Source organism: Shewanella youngdeokensis, from assembly GCF_033180165.1.
GTDB classification, from domain to species: Bacteria; Pseudomonadota; Gammaproteobacteria; order Enterobacterales; family Shewanellaceae; genus Shewanella; species Shewanella youngdeokensis.
On the sequence record NZ_CP136522.1, the window covers coordinates 3,036,584 to 3,055,585 of the forward strand.

General features: G+C 43.0%; 16 protein-coding genes. All 16 read right to left on the reverse strand.

Going from position 1 to position 19,002, the window contains the following annotated elements; all coding sequences use genetic code 11:
- Window position 1: 1 nt before the first annotated feature.
- Window positions 2-3,472, reverse strand: coding sequence for a DNA polymerase III subunit alpha (dnaE, locus tag RGE70_RS12915; RefSeq protein WP_310471857.1), 3,471 nt, complete (start codon window positions 3,470-3,472; stop codon window positions 2-4).
- Window positions 3,473-3,746: 274 nt separating this feature from the next.
- Window positions 3,747-4,355, reverse strand: a complete 609-nt coding sequence (gene rnhB / locus RGE70_RS12920; protein ID WP_310471858.1) for a ribonuclease HII — start codon at window positions 4,353-4,355, stop codon at window positions 3,747-3,749.
- On the reverse strand, window positions 4,355-5,506 hold the full coding sequence (lpxB, locus tag RGE70_RS12925) for a lipid-A-disaccharide synthase (RefSeq protein WP_310471859.1): 1,152 nt from the start codon (window positions 5,504-5,506) through the stop codon (window positions 4,355-4,357). Before lpxB ends, rnhB begins: the two co-directional genes overlap by 1 nt.
- A gap of 69 nt (window positions 5,507-5,575) precedes the next feature.
- Complete coding sequence (lpxA, locus tag RGE70_RS12930; RefSeq protein WP_310471860.1) at window positions 5,576-6,346, reverse strand: acyl-ACP--UDP-N-acetylglucosamine O-acyltransferase; 771 nt, start codon at window positions 6,344-6,346, stop codon at window positions 5,576-5,578.
- Window positions 6,343-6,804, reverse strand: a complete 462-nt coding sequence (gene fabZ / locus RGE70_RS12935; RefSeq protein WP_310471861.1) for a 3-hydroxyacyl-ACP dehydratase FabZ — start codon at window positions 6,802-6,804, stop codon at window positions 6,343-6,345. The genes lpxA and fabZ overlap by 4 nt, the downstream gene beginning before the upstream one ends.
- Window positions 6,805-6,839: 35 nt before the next feature.
- The gene (gene lpxD / locus RGE70_RS12940) at window positions 6,840-7,856 is read right to left on the reverse strand and encodes a UDP-3-O-(3-hydroxymyristoyl)glucosamine N-acyltransferase (protein ID WP_310471862.1); all 1,017 of its coding nucleotides are present in this window, start codon (window positions 7,854-7,856) and stop codon (window positions 6,840-6,842) included.
- A gap of 4 nt (window positions 7,857-7,860) precedes the next feature.
- On the reverse strand, window positions 7,861-8,358 hold the full coding sequence (locus RGE70_RS12945; RefSeq protein ID WP_310472977.1) for an OmpH/Skp family outer membrane protein: 498 nt from the start codon (window positions 8,356-8,358) through the stop codon (window positions 7,861-7,863).
- A gap of 59 nt (window positions 8,359-8,417) precedes the next feature.
- On the reverse strand, window positions 8,418-10,898 hold the full coding sequence (gene bamA, locus RGE70_RS12950; RefSeq protein WP_310471863.1) for an outer membrane protein assembly factor BamA: 2,481 nt from the start codon (window positions 10,896-10,898) through the stop codon (window positions 8,418-8,420).
- A 31-nt stretch (window positions 10,899-10,929) separates the two neighbouring features.
- Window positions 10,930-12,297: a sigma E protease regulator RseP gene (rseP, locus tag RGE70_RS12955; RefSeq protein ID WP_310471864.1), complete on the reverse strand. Its 1,368-nt coding sequence runs from the start codon at window positions 12,295-12,297 to the stop codon at window positions 10,930-10,932.
- Between the two features lie 14 nt (window positions 12,298-12,311).
- The gene (gene ispC, locus RGE70_RS12960) at window positions 12,312-13,502 is read right to left on the reverse strand and encodes a 1-deoxy-D-xylulose-5-phosphate reductoisomerase (protein ID WP_310471865.1); all 1,191 of its coding nucleotides are present in this window, start codon (window positions 13,500-13,502) and stop codon (window positions 12,312-12,314) included.
- A gap of 4 nt (window positions 13,503-13,506) precedes the next feature.
- The gene (locus tag RGE70_RS12965) at window positions 13,507-14,364 is read right to left on the reverse strand and encodes a phosphatidate cytidylyltransferase (protein ID WP_310471866.1); all 858 of its coding nucleotides are present in this window, start codon (window positions 14,362-14,364) and stop codon (window positions 13,507-13,509) included.
- Window positions 14,365-14,385: 21 nt separating this feature from the next.
- The gene (gene uppS, locus RGE70_RS12970; protein WP_310471867.1) at window positions 14,386-15,186 is read right to left on the reverse strand and encodes a polyprenyl diphosphate synthase; all 801 of its coding nucleotides are present in this window, start codon (window positions 15,184-15,186) and stop codon (window positions 14,386-14,388) included.
- Between the two features lie 183 nt (window positions 15,187-15,369).
- Window positions 15,370-15,927: a ribosome recycling factor gene (frr, locus tag RGE70_RS12975; RefSeq protein WP_310471868.1), complete on the reverse strand. Its 558-nt coding sequence runs from the start codon at window positions 15,925-15,927 to the stop codon at window positions 15,370-15,372.
- Between the two features lie 245 nt (window positions 15,928-16,172).
- The gene (pyrH, locus tag RGE70_RS12980; protein WP_310471869.1) at window positions 16,173-16,901 is read right to left on the reverse strand and encodes a UMP kinase; all 729 of its coding nucleotides are present in this window, start codon (window positions 16,899-16,901) and stop codon (window positions 16,173-16,175) included.
- Between the two features lie 148 nt (window positions 16,902-17,049).
- On the reverse strand, window positions 17,050-17,898 hold the full coding sequence (gene tsf, locus RGE70_RS12985) for a translation elongation factor Ts (protein ID WP_310472978.1): 849 nt from the start codon (window positions 17,896-17,898) through the stop codon (window positions 17,050-17,052).
- Between the two features lie 121 nt (window positions 17,899-18,019).
- Window positions 18,020-18,748 carry a 30S ribosomal protein S2 gene (gene rpsB, locus RGE70_RS12990; protein ID WP_310471870.1) on the reverse strand — a complete coding sequence of 243 codons (729 nt, stop codon included), beginning with the start codon at window positions 18,746-18,748 and terminating at the stop codon, window positions 18,020-18,022.
- Window positions 18,749-19,002: the final 254 nt, after the last annotated feature.

Genomic DNA, 19,002 nt, shown 5'->3' on the forward strand with positions numbered 1-19,002 from the left:
ATTAAAAAACTATCCGCACTTTATCAGAGCCTGTTAGTGTCTCTAACGCTAGCATAAGCTCATCTGTCGGATTAACTCGCCACTCGTTACCGAGCGATAACTGCGCTTTAGTTTGAGGTTGCGCGTAGTTGATAAGCACTGGTACTGCACCGTTTTTCCACGGCTCAACGGCCTCTTGGAAACGCTGTAACCATTCGGCGTTAACCTCTTCTGCCGCTAAATCAACCTCTACCGCATTAGCGAAGTGGCTTCGAGCTTCGCCCATGTCGATGATGTTTCGCGCTGTCATACGGTTACCGCCGGAAAAGTCATCAAAGCTGACTTCACCTTCAATAATCAAGATGCGATCTTTTTCTAGTAGGTGATTAAACTTTTCAAAGGCTTCGGTAAATAACATCACCTCAAGACGTGCGCTTTTATCGTCAAGCGTAACTAAGCCCATTTTCGAGCCTCGCTTAGTCATCATCACACGGGTTGCAACCACTAGGCCCGCCGCTTTCATGGTTTTACCACGATCCGTAGGGTGCACGTCTTTTAGTCGACCTGAGGTATAGTGCTTGAGTTCTTTAAGATATTGATTAATTGGGTGACCAGTTAAATACAAGCCTAAGGTATCACGCTCGCCTTCTAGCCAGACTTTATCTGGCCAAGGCGTGCACTCAACAAACTGCTGCTTGCTATCTTCAGGTTCCGTGTTCAATAAACCAAACATGTCGTGTTGACCAAGCGCCTCAGCTTTAGCGTGTTGATCTGCGGCTCTGATAGCTTCAGGTAACGTAGCGACTAATGCCGCACGGTGAGTGCCTAGATTATCAAGTGCACCAGCACAGATAAGCTTTTCAATGACCCTGCGGTTAAGCTTTTTGAGATCGACTCGAGCACAGAAATCAAACAAGTCGATGAACGGCCCATCTTTCCGGGCGTTGATGATTGCCTCAACAGGTCCCTCACCGACCCCTTTAATCCCACCAATACCATAAACAATATTAAGGTCGTCATCGACGGTAAATTTAAATAAGCCCTTGTTCACATCAGGTGGAATAATCGGTATGCCTAGACGTTCACATTCATCAACGAGAATAACAACCTTGTCTGTATTATCCATATCGGCAGACATAACAGCGGCAAGAAACTGGGGGGCATAGTGGGTTTTAAGCCACAAAGTTTGATACGACACTAAAGCGTATGCTGCTGAATGCGACTTGTTAAAACCATAACCGGCGAACTTTTCAACCAAGTCGAAAATCTTCATCGAAAGTGGTCCGTCAACGCCATTTGCAATAGAGCCTGATTCAAAACTACTGCGTTGCTTGGCCATTTCTTCAGGCTTTTTCTTACCCATGGCGCGGCGAAGCATATCTGCGCCACCAAGGGTATAGCCGGCGAGCACCTGCGCAATCTGCATCACCTGCTCTTGGTACAAAATAATGCCGTATGTTGGTGAAAGTAGACCTTTTAATGACTCATGCTGATATTGAGAATCAGGGTATGAAACTTCTTCTCGGCCGTGCTTTCGCTCAATAAAGTTATCTACCATGCCCGACTGCAAAGGTCCTGGTCTAAACAGTGCCACCAGAGCAATCATATCCTCAAAACAGTCAGGCTGAAGCCGCTTAATCAAATCTTTCATACCACGAGATTCAAGCTGGAACACCGAGGTAGTTTCACAATTTTGTAGTAATTTAAAACACTTAGGATCCGTCAGTGAGATTGACTCAATCCGCACCCTTTCTTCACCATTTTTGTCTTTAACCGAGTTGATCATCTGTAACGCCCAATCAATAATAGTGAGCGTTCTTAGACCCAAGAAATCAAACTTAACCAAGCCTGCTGTTTCAACGTCGTTTTTATCAAACTGTGTTACAGGGTTGAGACCTTCAGCATCTGCATAAATAGGAGCAAAATCAGTAATTTTTGTGGGAGCAATAACTACACCACCAGCATGTTTACCGGCGTTACGAGTCACCCCTTCTAAAATTCGACACATATCGATGAGGTCTTTAACCTCTTCACTGCCGTCATATGATTCTTGCAAAGCAGGTTCGGCTTCAAATGCCTTAGCTAGAGTCATACCCGGCTCTGCAGGGATCATTTTAGAGATCCTATCAACAAAACCATAAGGATGCCCTTGTACACGGCCAACGTCTCGGATAACCGCTTTGGCTGCCATCGTACCAAAGGTAATAATCTGTGACACCGCATCGCGGCCGTAAAGTTCGGCCACATGATCAATAACCTCATCGCGGCGATCCATGCAAAAATCGACATCGAAATCCGGCATTGATACACGTTCTGGGTTAAGGAATCGTTCAAATAGTAAATCATATTCGAGCGGATCCAAGTCGGTGATCTTCAGGGCATAAGCCACTAATGAGCCGGCACCAGAACCACGACCAGGGCCAATGGGAATATCGTTATCTTTGCCCCATTGAATGAACTCCATTACAATTAAAAAGTAGCCTGGGAAGCCCATTTCATTAATAACTTTAAGTTCAATCTCTAAGCGTTCGTCGTATTCTGGACGTCTTTGCGCTCTGACATGTTCATCAGGAAACAAAAATTCTAAACGCTCTTCAAGACCCTTTTCAGACTCAACAACTAAAAAATCCTCGATGCTAAGATCACCCGTTGGGAAGTTAGGTAAGAAGTACTCATGCAAACGAACGGTAACATTACAACGCTTAGCTATTTCTACTGTATTTTCAATAGCTTCTGGAATATCGTCAAATAGCTCACACATCTCCTCGCTACTTTTAAGGTATTGCTGATCACTGTACTTTTTAGGCCTGCGAGGATCACCTAAGGTGAAACCATCAGAAATTGCCACTCGTATTTCATGGGCTTCAAATTGCTCAGGCTCATTAAACACAACTTGGTTGGTCGCTACTATGGGGAAGTCGTGCTTTTGTGCCAGTTCAACAGCCATATGTAGGTATCGTTCTTCGTCTGCGCGACCAGTACGGAGGATCTCAAGGTAGAACCTATCGGGAAAATGTGTCTGATAAAACTCAACTAAAGAATCTACTTGCCCCAAGTTGCCTTTTAACAGGGCACGACCGATATCCCCATGCCGGCCACCGGAGAGCAATATTAGCCCTTCACTATGCTTAGCTAGCCATTCATGATCGATAACAGCCTTATCTTTAACATGCCCTCGCAGATAAGCTTCGCTGATTAACAATGTGAGATTAGAATAACCTTCATTATTCATGGCTAAGGCAGTGACAGAACAAAACTCGTCAAAGCCTGGAACTTGTACCCAAAAGTCTGTCCCGATAATGGGCTTTATTCCTGCTCCATGGCATCCACCATAAAACTTAACTAAGCCACACATGTTGGTCTGATCGGTCAGCGCGACCGCAGGCATCCCCATCTCGCTGACTTTAGCCAGAATAGGTTTTATCTTAGACAGTCCATCAGACATTGAAAAGTCACTGTGGACGCGTAAATGCACAAAACGAGGATCAGACATAATTGGGAATATCTTTCTTTTAGGTAGATGACGACGGACAATCAACTTTACAGAGTAAAACAAGGTGCAGCTGCAAACAAGTTAAACAACTAAACCAACAAGTAGGTGAACAACTTTCTAGCAATTTGTGATTAACGAGCAAAACCACAGAGCGGCACTGCAATTACGCCATTTAACATTGCTATACACTGCCGCTAGTAATAGGTTGTCGATAATTAAGGTGACATAAGGTATAACCCGCTAACACTGAAGCCAACATCGACCACCTTAACCTTTACATTGCTTCGCGAACTGGGCGAAAACTTTTTCGATGTTCAACCAAAACGCCATGTTTAGCGAGCGCTTCAAAATGCGCTTTGGTTGGGTAACCTTTGTGTTTTTCAAAACCATACTCTGGGTGCTTCTCAGCAAGAGCTGCCATTTCACGGTCTCTTACAACCTTTGCGATGATAGATGCTGCACTGATGGCATCGATTAACCCATCACCTTTAATAATAGCATGGCTCTGTACGCCGAAATCAGGCGTGCGGTTACCATCAACTAACACAGAGGTAGGCTTGAGTGACAAACCTTGTACAGCGCGCTGCATGGCAAGCATTGTAGCGTGCAAGATGTTTAGCTCGTCGATTTCAGCAGGCGAAGCTGAGCCGACAGAAACGCTCAAAGCTTTTTGCTGGATCTCATCAAACAATAGATCGCGCTTTTTTTCTGATAACTTTTTCGAATCGTTGAGCCCAGCCACAGGATTATTTGGGTCCAGTATTACCGCTGCGGTAACCACATTTCCCACTAATGGACCGCGACCAACTTCGTCCACACCAGCATATTGTCCTACGCAAATTTGAGCAGCTTGCTCAGGAGTGATATCTTTTATTACAGCCATTATTTGGGCTCCTCAACGAGTTCTATTACAGCATCCCCAGCGCGCGCACTGGCATCTCGGCGGATAGATTTATGCAACGCCATGAAGCGATTGTGTAATGGAGTAAAATCACTATCTAATTGAACTGACAAGGCATCTGCAATTTTTTCAGGTGTACAATCTGCTTGAATAAGTTCATCAACCACAGCCTCATTGGCTAATAAATTAGGCAGAGAGTAATGCTCAGTTAACATTAAACCTTTAGCGATTTGATACGTAATGGGACTAACGCGATATGCTACCACCATAGGCCGCTTAACAAGCATAGCCTCTAACGTTGCCGTGCCTGAGGCTAATAAAATACAATCCGCTGCAGCCATGACCTCGCGAGAATGCCCCTCTACAATGTGAATGACAAGATCGGGTGCATGGGTTCGAAGAGCAAGCTCAAATTGCTCACGGCGCGTTTTGTTGACCACAGGGGTAACAAACTTTATATCGGGATAACGCTGCTTAATTAACGCTGCAGCTTTCACAAATGGCTCTGCAAGTTGCTTTAGTTCGCCGCCGCGACTACCAGGCAATACAGCCAAGTACTCTGCATGCTCATCTAAGCCTAGACGTTCACGCGCTGCACTTTTATTGCTTTCTAGTGCAATATCATCTGCAAGTGTATGACCTACAAACGTACACGGCACGTCATACTTGTCATAAAATGCTTTTTCAAATGGCAATAACGACAGCACCATATTGGTGGCCTTTGCAATTTTAAAAATACGTTTAGGCCGCCATGCCCACACAGATGGGCTGACATAATGTATCGTTTTAATACCACGAGCTTTAAGCTTTAACTCAAGGCCGATATTAAAATCTGGCGCATCAATCCCAATAAAGCAATCAGGACTGAGCTCAGTAATTGCATCGATTAACGTTGCACGTACCTTTAGCAAGCGAGGCAAACGCGACAGCACTTCAACAATCCCCATTACAGCTAACTCTTCGTAAGAAAAGATTGATTCAAAACCTAAAGCGTCCATACGAGGTCCACCAATCCCAACGAAACGGGCATCTGGATACGTTTTTTTCAACGCCTTAATCAGGCCTTCACCAAGAATATCACCGGAGATTTCACCAGCGACCATAGCAAATATACGAGGAGTGTTTGTGCTCATAGAAAGGGGTCTAATTTTAAGATAAATGATAAAGAAAAAACCCGTTATAAAACGGGCTTTTATTTGGTGCTATCGAACAATGCCACGACTGGAAGTAGCAACAAAGTCAACCAACTTCTTAATATGCTCATCGTCAACGGCAGCTTCTTTCAACTGCTCTATCGCTTCTTCAACGGTTAAGCTGTTGCGATACAGTGTTTTATAAGCACGGCGAACAGCAAGTTGAGATTCTTTACTGAATCCGCGGCGTTTAAGGCCTTCGCTATTTAAACCTCTTGGTACAGCCGGCTGTCCTGATGCCATAACAAAAGGAGGCACATCTTTAAGTATTAGAGATGAACCAGCAACAAATGCATGATCACCAATATGTACAAATTGATGCACACCTGTCATACCACCAAGGATAACCCAATCACCGACATGTACATGCCCAGCAATTGACGCATTGTTAGCCATAATAACGTTACTACCCACAACACAGTCATGAGCAATATGCACATAGGCCATGAAAAGGTTGTTAGAACCGATACTGGTGACCCAATTATCTTGGGTGGTGCCTCGGTGAATAGTCACTGACTCGCGAATAACGTTATTATCACCAATAGTAAGGCGCGTTGCTTCACCAGCAAACTTCTTATCTTGGCAATCTTCGCCAACTGAAGCAAACTGGTAAAACTTATTACCTTTACCGATAACTGTTGGGCCTTTCACAACAACGTGTGAGCTAAACCAGCAGTTGTCACCGATTTCAACGTCTTCGCCAATGTAGGTCCAAGGACCAATAGTGACATTTTTGCCAATTTTGGCATTGGGATGGATGTAAGCTAATTTATCGATCACTGCGTAATCTCTCTACGTGCACACATTATCTCGGCTGAACAAACAACCTTGCCATCCACTTTGGCTTCTCCGGTAAACACCCCTATCCCGCGGCGCTCTTTTATCATTTTAACTTCAAAGTGCAGTTGGTCACCTGGCTCAACAACTTGCTTAAAGCGTGCCTTGTCGATACCAGCAAAATAATAGAGTGCGTCATTTGACGGTTCATCACTCATCGTTTTAAAGGCTAGTAAACCTGTTGCCTGTGCCATCGCTTCTAAAATTAACACACCTGGCATCACCGGCTGAACCGGGAAGTGTCCCTGGAAAAAAGGCTCATTAATGGTGACATTTTTTATGGCGTGTAAGCTTTCACCTGGCGTAAAATCCAGAACTCTGTCGATCAATAAAAATGGATATCTATGCGGGAGAAACTTTAAGATCTCTTTAATATCCATTGTATTTAGTTGGTTTGACACGAAAATATTTCCTTAAACCTGAACTTAGCAGTTAATTACTTAGCACTTTTTTCTAATGTTTTGACACGCTGAAATAGGCTGTCAAGTTGTCTAAAGCGCACAGTATTTTTTCGCCATACCTTGTTATCCATCGCAACGGTTGCAGATGAATAAACACCAGGTTCACGAACTTCACTGGTAATGTTTGTACTACCAGTAATATGAACACCATCACATATGTTTAAGTGACCTGAAATGGCACTGTTACCACCAATAATACAATGCTGACCAATAGTGACACTCCCTGCCACAACAGAGCAACCAGCAATAGCGGTATTAACACCAACCACCACATTATGCGCTATTTGGACTTGGTTATCTAAAATAACCCCATCATGGATTTCAGTATGATCTATTGCACCACGATCAATTGTGGTACCGGCACCGATTTCGACACGATCTCCGATACGAACCCCACCCGTTTGAGGGATTTTAATCCATTGGCCACGCTCGTTGGCGTAACCAAAACCATCAGAGCCAAGTATCGCACCTGAATGGATAATACAATCTTGGCCCATATGCACATTATGGTAGAGCGTTACGTTCGCCCATAATAAACAGTTTGAACCAATTACACTGTCTTGGCCAACAACACAACCTGCGCCAATCTGTACATTATTACCAATAATAACATTGTCGCTAATAACCGCATTCGCACCAATTGCAACACCTTCACCAAGCATAGCAGATGAAGCTATTTGTGCGGACGGATGAATAGCCATAGCAGCGGCAGGAGTGGTATCAAGCAGTTGCGCTATACGCGCAAATCCAACATAAGGGTCTTTAAGTACAATAGCATTACCACTGAAGCCTTCAGAATCGGCAGGCGTCATTAATACCGCAGAGGCCATTGTTGACTCAAGCTGTGAGCGGTATTTTGAATTTGCCAGGAAAGTGATTTGACCAGGACTTGCACTGTTCAAAGTGCCGACTGCCGTAATCTCAACGGAATCGTCACCTTGAACATCTGCTTTCAAATGCTCAGCCAGTACTTTTAAAGTATAGCTTGTCATTTATTTACTTGCCTTTACCTAATGCTTCAACAACCTTGTTGCTGATATCAGCATCTGGCTTAACGTAGATCACTGCACCACGTTGTAGCACCATGTCGTATTGCTCTTTTTCAGCAATTACATTGATTGTTTTTTGCACTTCAAGTAACAATTTATTTTGCTCTTCACCATTACGACGACGCATATCTTCGTCTAATGCTTTACCTTTAAGTTGCAGATCCGCTTTCATAGACTCCATTTTACGAGCCATATCAGTTTTCTGAGTTTCGCTCATAGTTGCGGCGTCACGTTGTTGCTTTTCAAGCAAACCACGTAACTCTTCTTGTATTTTTTGCACTGCAGCAACACGGTCACCAAATTCAGCTTTCAAGGTTTCGTTAACCTGGTCGCGCTGAGGTAGTTGCTCAAATACAGCCTGCATATCAACTACTGCGATTTTTTCAGCATGCGCCGCTAGCGGGGCACCCAAAAGAACCAAAACCATCATTGCGCGATTTAACATCTTATTCAAAACTCACTCCTTTGTATCAGCAAAATTACCGATTTAAATTTAAATTATTATTAGAAAGTCTGGCCAATATTAAATGAGAAGACTTCTGTTTCATCATCTTCGTATTCTTTAATCGGCCATGCAAGACTAAACACCATAGGTCCCATCGGCGATATCCATTGCACGCTCATCCCCCACGAGGCACGAATACGGCTAGGATCGCTATAATCTTGAAGTTTATCAAACTCTTCAACTGGAAGATAACGATAAGAATCGTAGTCAAACTCAGTATCCCATACGTTACCTGCATCGACAAAGAAGCTTGTTCGAACTGAGTTGCTGTACGCTTCATCTAAAAATGGCGTAGGTACAATCAACTCTAAACTTGCAGTAACAATGGCGTTACCACCAATTGAGTTACCAGAGCTAACTTGAATAGAACTTGCATCACCCGGTAACGTACACGTACTGCCTGAAGGATCGATACATGGCTCACTATCACGATACTGATAGAAAGAGCGCGGCCCTACAGAATTTGATTCAAAACCACGTAGTGACGTACTACCACCGGAGTAATAGTTCTCCCAGAACGGTAAAATTTGGTCATTATCATTAAACTTGCCATAACCATTACCGTAAGCAACTCTGGCACGCGATAAAAACACAAACGTTTTATTTCTGTCAATTGGATAATATGTCTTGGTGTCGAAATCTGCTTTAAAATACTGTAAATCAGACCCTGGTACCGTCACTTTACCACTCAAGCGCTGTGACGAACCATCTGACGGGAACGTACCACGGTTTAACGTGCTGCGTGACCAACCTAAGGTCAATTCAAAGTTATCGAAACCTAAGCCTGCGTTAGGGTCGTCAGAATCTCGATAAATATTATAGAAACGTACAGCTTGTTCGTAAGCTGAAATTTCAGAAATTTCGTTATGACGGTAACCAATACCACCGTTTATGCGGTTATATTCATTAATTGGAAAACCTGATGTTGCCGAAATACCATAAGAGCTATTTTTATAGGCCTCAAGGTTAGCTTCATCCGCGTCAAACTCACTCCAAAAAATACTGCCGCCTAAACTTACACCATCTTTAGTGAAGTAAGGATCCGTATATGACACGTTAAGGCTCTTTGAATACGAGTTGGTATTCAAATTCACACCCGCTTGGTTACCCGTCCCCAAGAAGTTGCTTTGCTGCACGCCAAACTGCAAGCTAAGCCCTGACTCAGTACCATAACCAACGCCGGCATTAAACGAGCCCGATGGCTGCTCTTTAACGTTAAAAGCAATATCAACTAGGTCATCAGTACCTGGAACTTGAACGGTTTCAGTATCAACAGTTTCAAAAAAGCCTAAACGGTTCAAGTTAGACTTTGACAACTCAACTTGAGCAGAGTTTAACCAAGCCCCTTCCATTTGACGTAATTGACGACGCATCACTTCATCTTTAGTAATTGTGTTACCAGAGAAGTTAACGTTACGTACATAGACACGTTTGCCAGGGTTGACATTAATGTTTAGCGTAACTTCATTTGTTTCGTCATCAATTTCAGGATAGGTTTTTACATCTGGGTATGCATAGCCGTAACGCCCAAGATATTTACCGTACATCTCTTCGGTAAAAGTCACGTCGCCGCCGTTATACATATCGCCTTCTTTGATAGGTAAAATAGCTTGAAGTAACTTTTCACGCCCCATCAATTCGCCGGTTAATTTAACGTCTTTAACCTTGTATTGTTCACCTTCATCAACATTAATCGTAATGTAAAGCCCTTTACGATCCGGCGTCATTGCGACCTGTGTTGAAGTGACGTCAAAGCGGATATAACCACGATTTTGATAATACGTTTTGATGGTTTCTAAATCGGCTTGTAACATCTGTTTTTGGTAACGGCGCTCACCAAACAGATCCCACCATGCAACGTAATCTTTCAGCTCAAGCATACCGATTAGCTCTTCGTCACTAAACTCGGTATTACCTACAACGTTAATTTGACGGATTTCAGCTGCTAAGCCTTCCGTAAAGCTAAATTTAAGTTCGACACGGTTACGCGGTAAATTAACAATTTCTGCTTTAACTTTGGCACCATACTTACCGACACCATAGTAAAAATCTTGTAGACCTTTTTCGATGCCAGATAGCATCGTACGGTCAAGTGATTCACCGATTTTAACTCCGGAACCATCAAGACTTTCTTGTAACTGTTCATCTTTAATATCTTTGTTACCTTCAAAGGTAACAGAGCTAATAGTCGGTCTTTCAGTGACTTTAACCACGAGTATATTGCCGTCACGTAGGACTTCAATTTTTTCGAAGTTAGTTGACGAATACAAGCTTTTTATCGCTTGCTGCAATTTTAATTGATCAACAGTATCCCCTACCTTAACAGGTAGATTTAGCAGAGCAGCACCAAGTGCAACCCGCTGCAAACCTTCAATTTGGATATCAGCTACTTCAAATGGTTGGAATGTTTCTGCCCAACCGTTCCCTGAAAAAGACGCTCCGACTAATAACATCGAGGCAAAAATTTTATTCAATCTCATAGAGCACTTCTAATTATTTGTCTGTCCTTGCTCAGAGTCGGGAAAAGTCATTGAAAAGCGCTACACTCATCAACATCAGCAGCAAAGCTGCCCCAATTCTGAATCCAATTTCCTGAACCTTTTCAGGTACAGGCCTGCCTGTTATTACCTCAACGAAGTAATACAAAAGGTGTCCTCCATCTAGTACTGGCAAAGGCAAAAGATTAATAATGCCTAAGTTCACACTAATCAAAGCAAGAAAACCTAAAAAATAAACCAACCCGACATTAGCACTATTTCCTGCACCTTGTGCAATAGAAATTGGCCCACTCAGATTTTTAACGGAAATATCACCGGTGACTAACTTGCCGATCATCTTAAAACTGACCGATACTAGCTGCCAAGTTTTATCTAAAGCGACAGCAAAAGAATCAATAACACCATATTCTAGCTGCTGCTTCATATTATCTGGCCAAGCCTCTGTCGTTGGCGCGACACCAATAACACCTTCAAGCTTACCCGCTGCGTTTTCACGTGATAATGGCGTCACAGCCATGGTTAGCAGTTCACCATTACGTTTAACCGTAATATCGAGACTTTTACCAGCAGACGCTTGAATTAGCTCAACAAATGCAGTCCACTGTGTATAACGCTCGTTGTTAACAGCCACCAAAATATCGCCGGCTAACAGGCCTGCACGACCCGCTGCGCCATCTTCACTAACTAAAGCTAATGTTGGCAGAATTTTGGGACGATACATACCCAAACCAATCGCCGTTATTGGCAGCTCTTTTTCAGGATCAAAGTTCCAATTCTGGGTATTTAATGTGTACTGCTGCGTGGCAGTATCGCCATCAAGACGACTTAATGGTGCCACGGCAATATCAACTTGCTGGTTACCAATATGCCCAGCTAAAGCCAGATTAACCTCTTCCCAATCTTTTACTTTTTGACTACCAACCGAGATAACCTGTAGCGGCTCTTTTACCACAATTTGTGCAGCAGGAGTACCTGCTATCGTTGAGTCAATAACCGGTTTAATTGCCGGCACACCAATTAAATACATTGCATAAAGTGCGACGATTGCAAATAAGAAGTTGGCGATAGGGCCCGCACTTACAATCGCAATACGCTGCCAGACATTTTTGCGATTAAACGCTTGTGACTTTAATGCTTCGGGTACGTCTTCGACACGCTCATCGAGCATTTTAACGTAGCCACCTAGGGGGATCATGGCTAATACATATTCGGTACCGTCTTTTCCTGTACGGCGCCAAATCGCTTTGCCAAAACCAATTGAGAAACGTTCAACTTTAACGCCACACTTTCTCGCCACCCAAAAATGACCATATTCATGTGCGGCAATTAAAATACCTAACGCAACTAAAAAAGAACCTAGGTTCCAAAAAAAATCTATCATTCACTTCCTCTGAACTAATTGAGCTTACTAACCGCTTCTAATGCATATCGACGAGCCTGAATATCTAACGCCATAATATCGTCAATATTGGTTAATGGTTCTGCAACTACATGCCTAAAGCTCTGTTCATTAATAATCGCTATATCGGTAAAGCGAATTTTGCCATTTAAAAATGCTTCCACTGACACTTCATTGGCTGCATTTAACACAGTTGTCGATTCCTGACCCTGCTTACAAGCTTCAATCGCTAAGGCCAAACATGGAAAACGATCAAAATCAGGTTCTAAGAAGCTTAACTGTCCGACTTTGAAAAAGTCTAAAGGTTCAACTCCTGAGCTAATTCTTTCTGGAAATGACATACAATGCGCAATTGGGGTGCGCATATCTGGGTTGCCCATTTGGGCGATAACTGACCCATCACGATACTGAACCATTGAGTGAATTAAACTTTGCGGGTGAATAACCACTTTTAATTGTTCAGGGCGAGCATTAAACAACCAACGCGCTTCAATGTACTCTAAGCCCTTATTCATCATGCTGGCTGAATCAACAGAAATTTTTCGCCCCATTGACCAGTTTGGATGCTTACAAGCTTGTGCAGGTGTCATTGAGGAAAGCGACGATAGCTCAGAAGTTAAAAAAGGCCCACCAGAGCCCGTGAGTAAAATGTGCGACACACCCGCTTGAGCTAGGTCACAACGCCCAATTTCAAGCTGTGTGCGTTCAGCTAAACACTGAAATATTGCATTATGTTCACTATCAACTGGGAGCACTTCTGCACCCGAGGCTTGCATCGCCTCGATAAAGAGCTGACCTGACATCACTAACGACTCTTTATTGGCCAGCAACACGCGCTTACCGGCTTTAATCGCCGCCAAAGTTGACGGCAGTCCGGCAGCACCGACAATGGCAGCCATAACACTATCAACGTCAGCGTGACTCACTAGTGATAACAGCTCATCTTCACCGGTTGATACCTCAATCCCTAAATGGCTTGGAAGCTGTTTTTTCAGCTCTGCTGCGGCTTTTTCGTCAACCATATGAGCGACTTTAGGACGATGTTCAATACAGATCTCAAGCATTTTATTTACATTAGTATTTGCCACCAATGCGAACACACTAAACTGCTCAGGATTACAGGCTACCACGCTAAGAGTACTACTACCTATAGAGCCTGTAGCACCTAAAATCACCATTTTTTGCATATAGTTACATCCAAAAAGCTATATAAATTAAGGTAAAGACCGGAAGTGCAGCAGTAAGACTATCGATACGATCCAATATTCCACCATGTCCCGGTAAAATGGTGCCCGAATCTTTAATGTTGGCAACCCGTTTAAACATGCTTTCAGACAAGTCACCAACTGCAGAAGCCAGCGCAGTAAATAATGTCACTGCAATCAATAAACCTAACTCTTGCTCTGGAGAGAAATACATAACACCTGCAACAATCAACATTGAGGCAAGCAAACCACCGATCAAGCCTTCAACGGTTTTAGCAGGGCTAACGTTCGGCATGAGCTTGTGCTTACCAAAAGATTTACCAGCAAAATAGGCTCCAGAGTCAGTAGCCCAAACCACTAACATAACTAAAAAAACTAGCGTACCACCAAAATAAGGCGCCGCATCGCTGCTCAGTGCTTTAAGAGACAGGAGGGAAACAAAACACGGAATTAATGTAAGCTGACCAAACATTGATTTCAGCATATGACTTTTCTGCCAAAAGCCAGCACTTTTAGGGTATGTAATAACCATAAAGAAAGAAATTAACCACCAAATCCCTCCCATGGCAATCACTCCGAGAAAAATCGGATGCATCATACCTCGAAGCCAAATTTCGTCCGCTGGTACGAAAAGGTTAAGCGCGATCAGCAGCACGCCAATAGTAATAGTGAAGCTCCATTGTGTCATTTCACACTGACTATCAATGATCCGCCCCCACTCTTTACCCGCGATAAGAAATACGCCCAACAGTGCCCAAGAAAAATACTCAGTTGGTAGGCCAAAAATGGCACCAAACACTAAAGGGATTAACCATATTGCTGTTATTATTCGTTGTTTTAGCAAGAAACTGCCCTCTTAAAATTTTTACAAAGCGCTGATGGTATCAATTTGAGTACCCGTCAAACCGAAACGGCGCTGGCGGCTAGAAAATTTAACAATGGCATCTTTAAAAGCATCCTCGTCAAAATCAGGCCATAACATTTCAGTAAAGACTAGCTCTGCATATGCAGCTTGCCAAAGGACAAAGTTGCTAATGCGATAATCACCACCAGTACGGATCATCAAATCGACTTCTGCTTGCCCATGCATGCAAAGCTGCTCATTTAATGCTTCCTCAGTGACCTCTTCGCTACTCATCAGGCCAGATTCAACTTTCACAGCCAATTTTTTGGCCGCCTGCATAATATCCCAACGGCCACCATAGTTAGCCGCAATATTAAGCACTAAGTCTTTATTTCCTGCCGTCTGCTCTTGAGCTGTAACAATCTGTTTCTGTAGGCGAGTCGAGAATCGGCTAGTATCACCGATAATATTCAGTCGCACACCGTTTTTATCGAGTAACTTTATTTCTCTAGTTAATACGGTGAAAAACAAACTCATTAACAAGCTGACTTCTTTATCAGGTCGACGCCAGTTTTCGCTGGAAAAAGCAAACAACGTTAATGATTCAACACCTAAGCTTCGAGCTGAACTGACCGCACGCCTAACCGCCTTAACACCGGCCTTATGACCAACGACTCGAGGCTTGCCTTGTGCTTGTGCCCAACGCCCGTTGCCATCCATAATAATTGCAACATGTTTAGGTATCGATTGTTTTACCAACACAGCTAACTTGTCCGGCAAAATCTCTAACAAATCTGTGTCAGATTGAGAATCGATTGACATCTATTACAATCCTTTAAATATACAAACGCCGCGTAGTATACCTCTACACGGCGTCTGAACTCTATAGCCTGTTAGCTTTTCACGCTCAATATTCGACCACCCATTAAGCTTTTGGCCTAAGGCGTGAGCCATAACATACCTGAGGTTGCAAAAAAGCGCTATAAACCATGATAGCTTCTAATATTAGAACTCCATCAATTCCTTTTCTTTTGCCGCTAAGATTTCATCGACTTGCTTGATATGTGCATCAGTAAATTTCTGCACTTCATCTTCTGTACGGCGCACGTCATCTTCTGTGCATTCTTTCTCTTTCTCTAATGCTTTAACATCAGAGTTTGCGTCGCGGCGAACATTACGAACAGCAATACGGCTGTTCTCAGCTTCTGCACGAACAACCTTAATAAGGTCTTTACGGCGCTCTTCAGTCAATGCAGGAAGCGGAATGCGGATAGTCGCACCAGCTGACATTGGGTTCAAGCCAAGATCTGAGCTCATAATTGCTTTCTCTACAGCAGCAATCATTGTACGGTCAAATACTGATACATTTAATGTGCGAGCATCACCAATAGATACACTTGCAACTTGCTTCAACGGTGTAAGTGAACCGTAGTAAGGTACTTTGATGGTATCTAATAAGCTCGGGTGAGCTCGACCAGTACGTACTTTAGCCATTTGAATCTTGGTCGACTCAACACATTTACCCATGCGAGTTTTCGCATCATTCTTAATTTCGTTTATCACGTTATTCGTCCTTTAAGGTCACTAGGAGATAGTTATCTGTTAAACCTAAACTCTATATTCAATCATGTTGGTAGAGGGTTTAGCAAATTCATTTACTAAACCCACCAAACGACTATGCGATTTATCTGTATGACTTAAACCGCTACAGTAGCCATTAATGTACTCCACCACAAATATTAAAGTGAAGTCACCACATTTATCATTTGATGACAATCCATAATCTGTACAGATCATCCCAATGTTAATTAACCCGCGTTAATTAATGTACCTTCTTGCTCGCCCATGATAACGCGGCGCAGAGCACCTGGCTCATTCATATTGAACACAAGTATTGGCATGTTGTGGTCTCGGGCTAAGGTGAATGCAGCCAAGTCCATTACTTTTAATTCTTTATCTAGCACTTCGTTGTACGTCATTGTATCGTACTTTACAGCTTCAGGGTTCTTCACTGGATCGTCAGAGTAAACACCGTCAACCTTGGTCCCTTTAAGAACCACTTCGGCTTCAATTTCAATGCCACGTAAACATGCTGCAGAATCAGTTGTACAGAAAGGGTTGCCTGTACCTGCGGCAAAAATAACAACTCGGCCTGTTTTTAATAAACTAATCGCTTCAGCCCAATTGTAATCGTCACATACACCCTTAAGCGGTATTGCAGACATTAAACGTGCATTAACATAAGCACGGTGCAATGAGTCTCTCATTGCTAGACCATTCATCACAGTGGCAAGCATTCCCATATGATCGCCAACTACGCGATTCATGCCAGCTTGTGCAAGGCCTTCACCACGGAATAAATTACCACCACCAATGACAACACCAACTTGAATACCTAATTCAACAAGTTCTTTTATTTCCTGTCCCATACGGTCAAGTACTTTAGCGTCGATGCCGAAGCCTTCTTCACCCATCAAGGCTTCACCACTTAATTTTAAAAGAATACGGCGATATGCAGGTTTAGGATTGGTACTCATATTTATTAGTCCTGATAATGGCTTTAGGGAATTGTATACTTAAATAACTTCACAGTGCATTATTGATGCTCAGCGGCATAAAGTTATTTCAGTCAATACAATAAGACCGCAGCAATTGCTACGGTCTTAGTTTAGCTAGCAAAAAGGATTAACCTTTAGTAGCAGCGATTTGTGCAGCTACTTCAGCAGCAAAATCTTCTTCTTTCTTCGCGATACCTTCGCCAACTTCTAAACGAATGAAGCTTGAAACTGAAGCGCCTTTCTCTTTAAGAACAGCACCAACAGTTTTCTTTGGTTCCATGATGTAAGCTTGGCCAGTAAGAGAGATCTCACCAGTAAACTTCTTCATACGACCTAGAACCATTTTCTTAGCAATCTCTTCAGGCTTGCCTTCGTTCATAGCGATTTCGATCTGAAGTGCTTCTTCTTTTGCAACAAGATCAGCAGGAACATCTTCAGGGTTAACAAATTCAGGCTTAGAAGCAGCAACGTGCATAGCAACGTGCTTAAGAGTTTCTTCGTCAGCTTCACCAGCAACAACAACACCGATACGCTCACCGTGACGGTACTGAGCTAGATTTGCACCATTGATGTACTCAACGCGACGAACGTTGATGTTTTCACCAATTTTAGCAACTAGAGCAACACGAGTTTCTTCAAACTGTGCTTTAAGATCTTCAATAGTTACTTTAGATGCTGATGCAACGTCAAGTACTGAGTTTGCAAACGCTAAGAAGTTAGCATCTTTTGCAACGAAATCAGTTTGGCAGTTAACTTCTAATAGAGCAGCGAAACCTTCGCCATTCTTAATAAGGATTGCGCCTTCAGCAGCGATATTACCCGCTTTTTTAGCCGCTTTTGCAGCACCGCTCTTACGCATGTTGTCAATTGCAAGCTCGATGTCACCGTTAGTTTCGGTCAAAGCTTTCTTACAGTCCATCATGCCAGCGCCAGTGCGGTCACGAAGTTCTTTAACTTGGGCAGCAGTAATTGCCATGGTTAAATCCTCTACAGATAATTCTTCAAATTCAATAGATATAAAACAGGGGCCTATTTTAGGCCCCTGTTTACCAATCAAGTACCTTGGTTAATAAGGGGGATGAAAATCATCAACCCTATTATTCAGCTTCTACGAAACCGTCTTGCTCAGCTTGCACAGCTAGGTCTTGGTTACGACCAGATTTAGCAGCAGCAGCAACAGACTCAGCGTATAAACGGATAGAACGCATAGCATCATCATTACCAGGAATGATGTAGTTGATACCGTCTGGAGAAGAGTTTGTATCAACAACAGCAACAACAGGGATACCTAGGTTGTTAGCTTCTTTAATTGCGATGTGCTCGTGATCAGCACCGATTACAAAAATCACGTCTGGAAGACCAGCCATGTTTTTGATACCACCAAGAGATTTTTCTAGTTTCTCAAGTTCACGTGTACGCATAAGCGCTTCTTTCTTAGTAAGCTTGTCGAAAGTACCGTCAACTGACTGGCTTTCAAGATCTTTAAGACGCTTAATTGATTGACGAACTGTTTTCCAGTTAGTCAACATACCACCTAACCAACGGTGATCTACGTAGAACTGGTCACAAGAAATAGCAGACTCTTTGATTGCTTCGCTTGCAGCACGTTTAGTACCAACGAAAAGAACCTTACCTTTCTTAGAAGCGATGTTGCTGATGAACGCTAATGCTTCATTGAACATAGGCACAGTGTGCTCTAAGTTAATGATATGAACACCGTTACGAGCACCAAAAATGTATGGTTTCATTTTTGGGTTCCAGTAACGAGTTTGGTGACCGAAGTGAACACCGGCTTGTAGCATGTCGCGCATTGAAACTGTAGTCATTTTATTTACCTTAAATATTTTTAGGGGTTAGACCTCCACATATCCCATATCTTCGACCCTATAAAAGGGCACCCCGAAGAACGTGTCGATATGTGTGTGATTTAGTATTTATCGTTAGCCATGTATAATGGCGGCTTGCTTGACTCCAATCAGTCACCATATAGGGAACTGCCAAGAGTGAAACATAACGGCGCGCTTTATACCATAATTGAAAAAAAAACACAAATATTTACGTCGTTTTTAGGGCATAATAC

Excerpts from the sequence above, each read along its gene's own strand:
- uppS (WP_310471867.1), bottom strand. The coding sequence starts at position 15,186 with ATGTCAATCGATTCTCAATCTGACACAGATTTGTTAGAGATTTTGCCG.
- rnhB (WP_310471858.1), bottom strand. The coding sequence starts at position 4,355 with ATGGCTGTAATAAAAGATATCACTCCTGAGCAAGCTGCTCAAATTTGC.
- rpsB (WP_310471870.1), bottom strand. The coding sequence starts at position 18,748 with ATGACTACAGTTTCAATGCGCGACATGCTACAAGCCGGTGTTCACTTC.
- RGE70_RS12945 (WP_310472977.1), bottom strand. The coding sequence starts at position 8,358 with ATGTTAAATCGCGCAATGATGGTTTTGGTTCTTTTGGGTGCCCCGCTA.
- pyrH (WP_310471869.1), bottom strand. The coding sequence starts at position 16,901 with ATGAGTACCAATCCTAAACCTGCATATCGCCGTATTCTTTTAAAATTA.
- bamA (WP_310471863.1), bottom strand. The coding sequence starts at position 10,898 with ATGAGATTGAATAAAATTTTTGCCTCGATGTTATTAGTCGGAGCGTCT.
- lpxD (WP_310471862.1), bottom strand. The coding sequence starts at position 7,856 with ATGACAAGCTATACTTTAAAAGTACTGGCTGAGCATTTGAAAGCAGAT.
- lpxB (WP_310471859.1), bottom strand. The coding sequence starts at position 5,506 with ATGAGCACAAACACTCCTCGTATATTTGCTATGGTCGCTGGTGAAATC.
- tsf (WP_310472978.1), bottom strand. The coding sequence starts at position 17,898 with ATGGCAATTACTGCTGCCCAAGTTAAAGAACTTCGTGACCGCACTGGC.
- rseP (WP_310471864.1), bottom strand. The coding sequence starts at position 12,297 with ATGATAGATTTTTTTTGGAACCTAGGTTCTTTTTTAGTTGCGTTAGGT.
- ispC (WP_310471865.1), bottom strand. The coding sequence starts at position 13,502 with ATGCAAAAAATGGTGATTTTAGGTGCTACAGGCTCTATAGGTAGTAGT.
- dnaE (WP_310471857.1), bottom strand. The coding sequence starts at position 3,472 with ATGTCTGATCCTCGTTTTGTGCATTTACGCGTCCACAGTGACTTTTCA.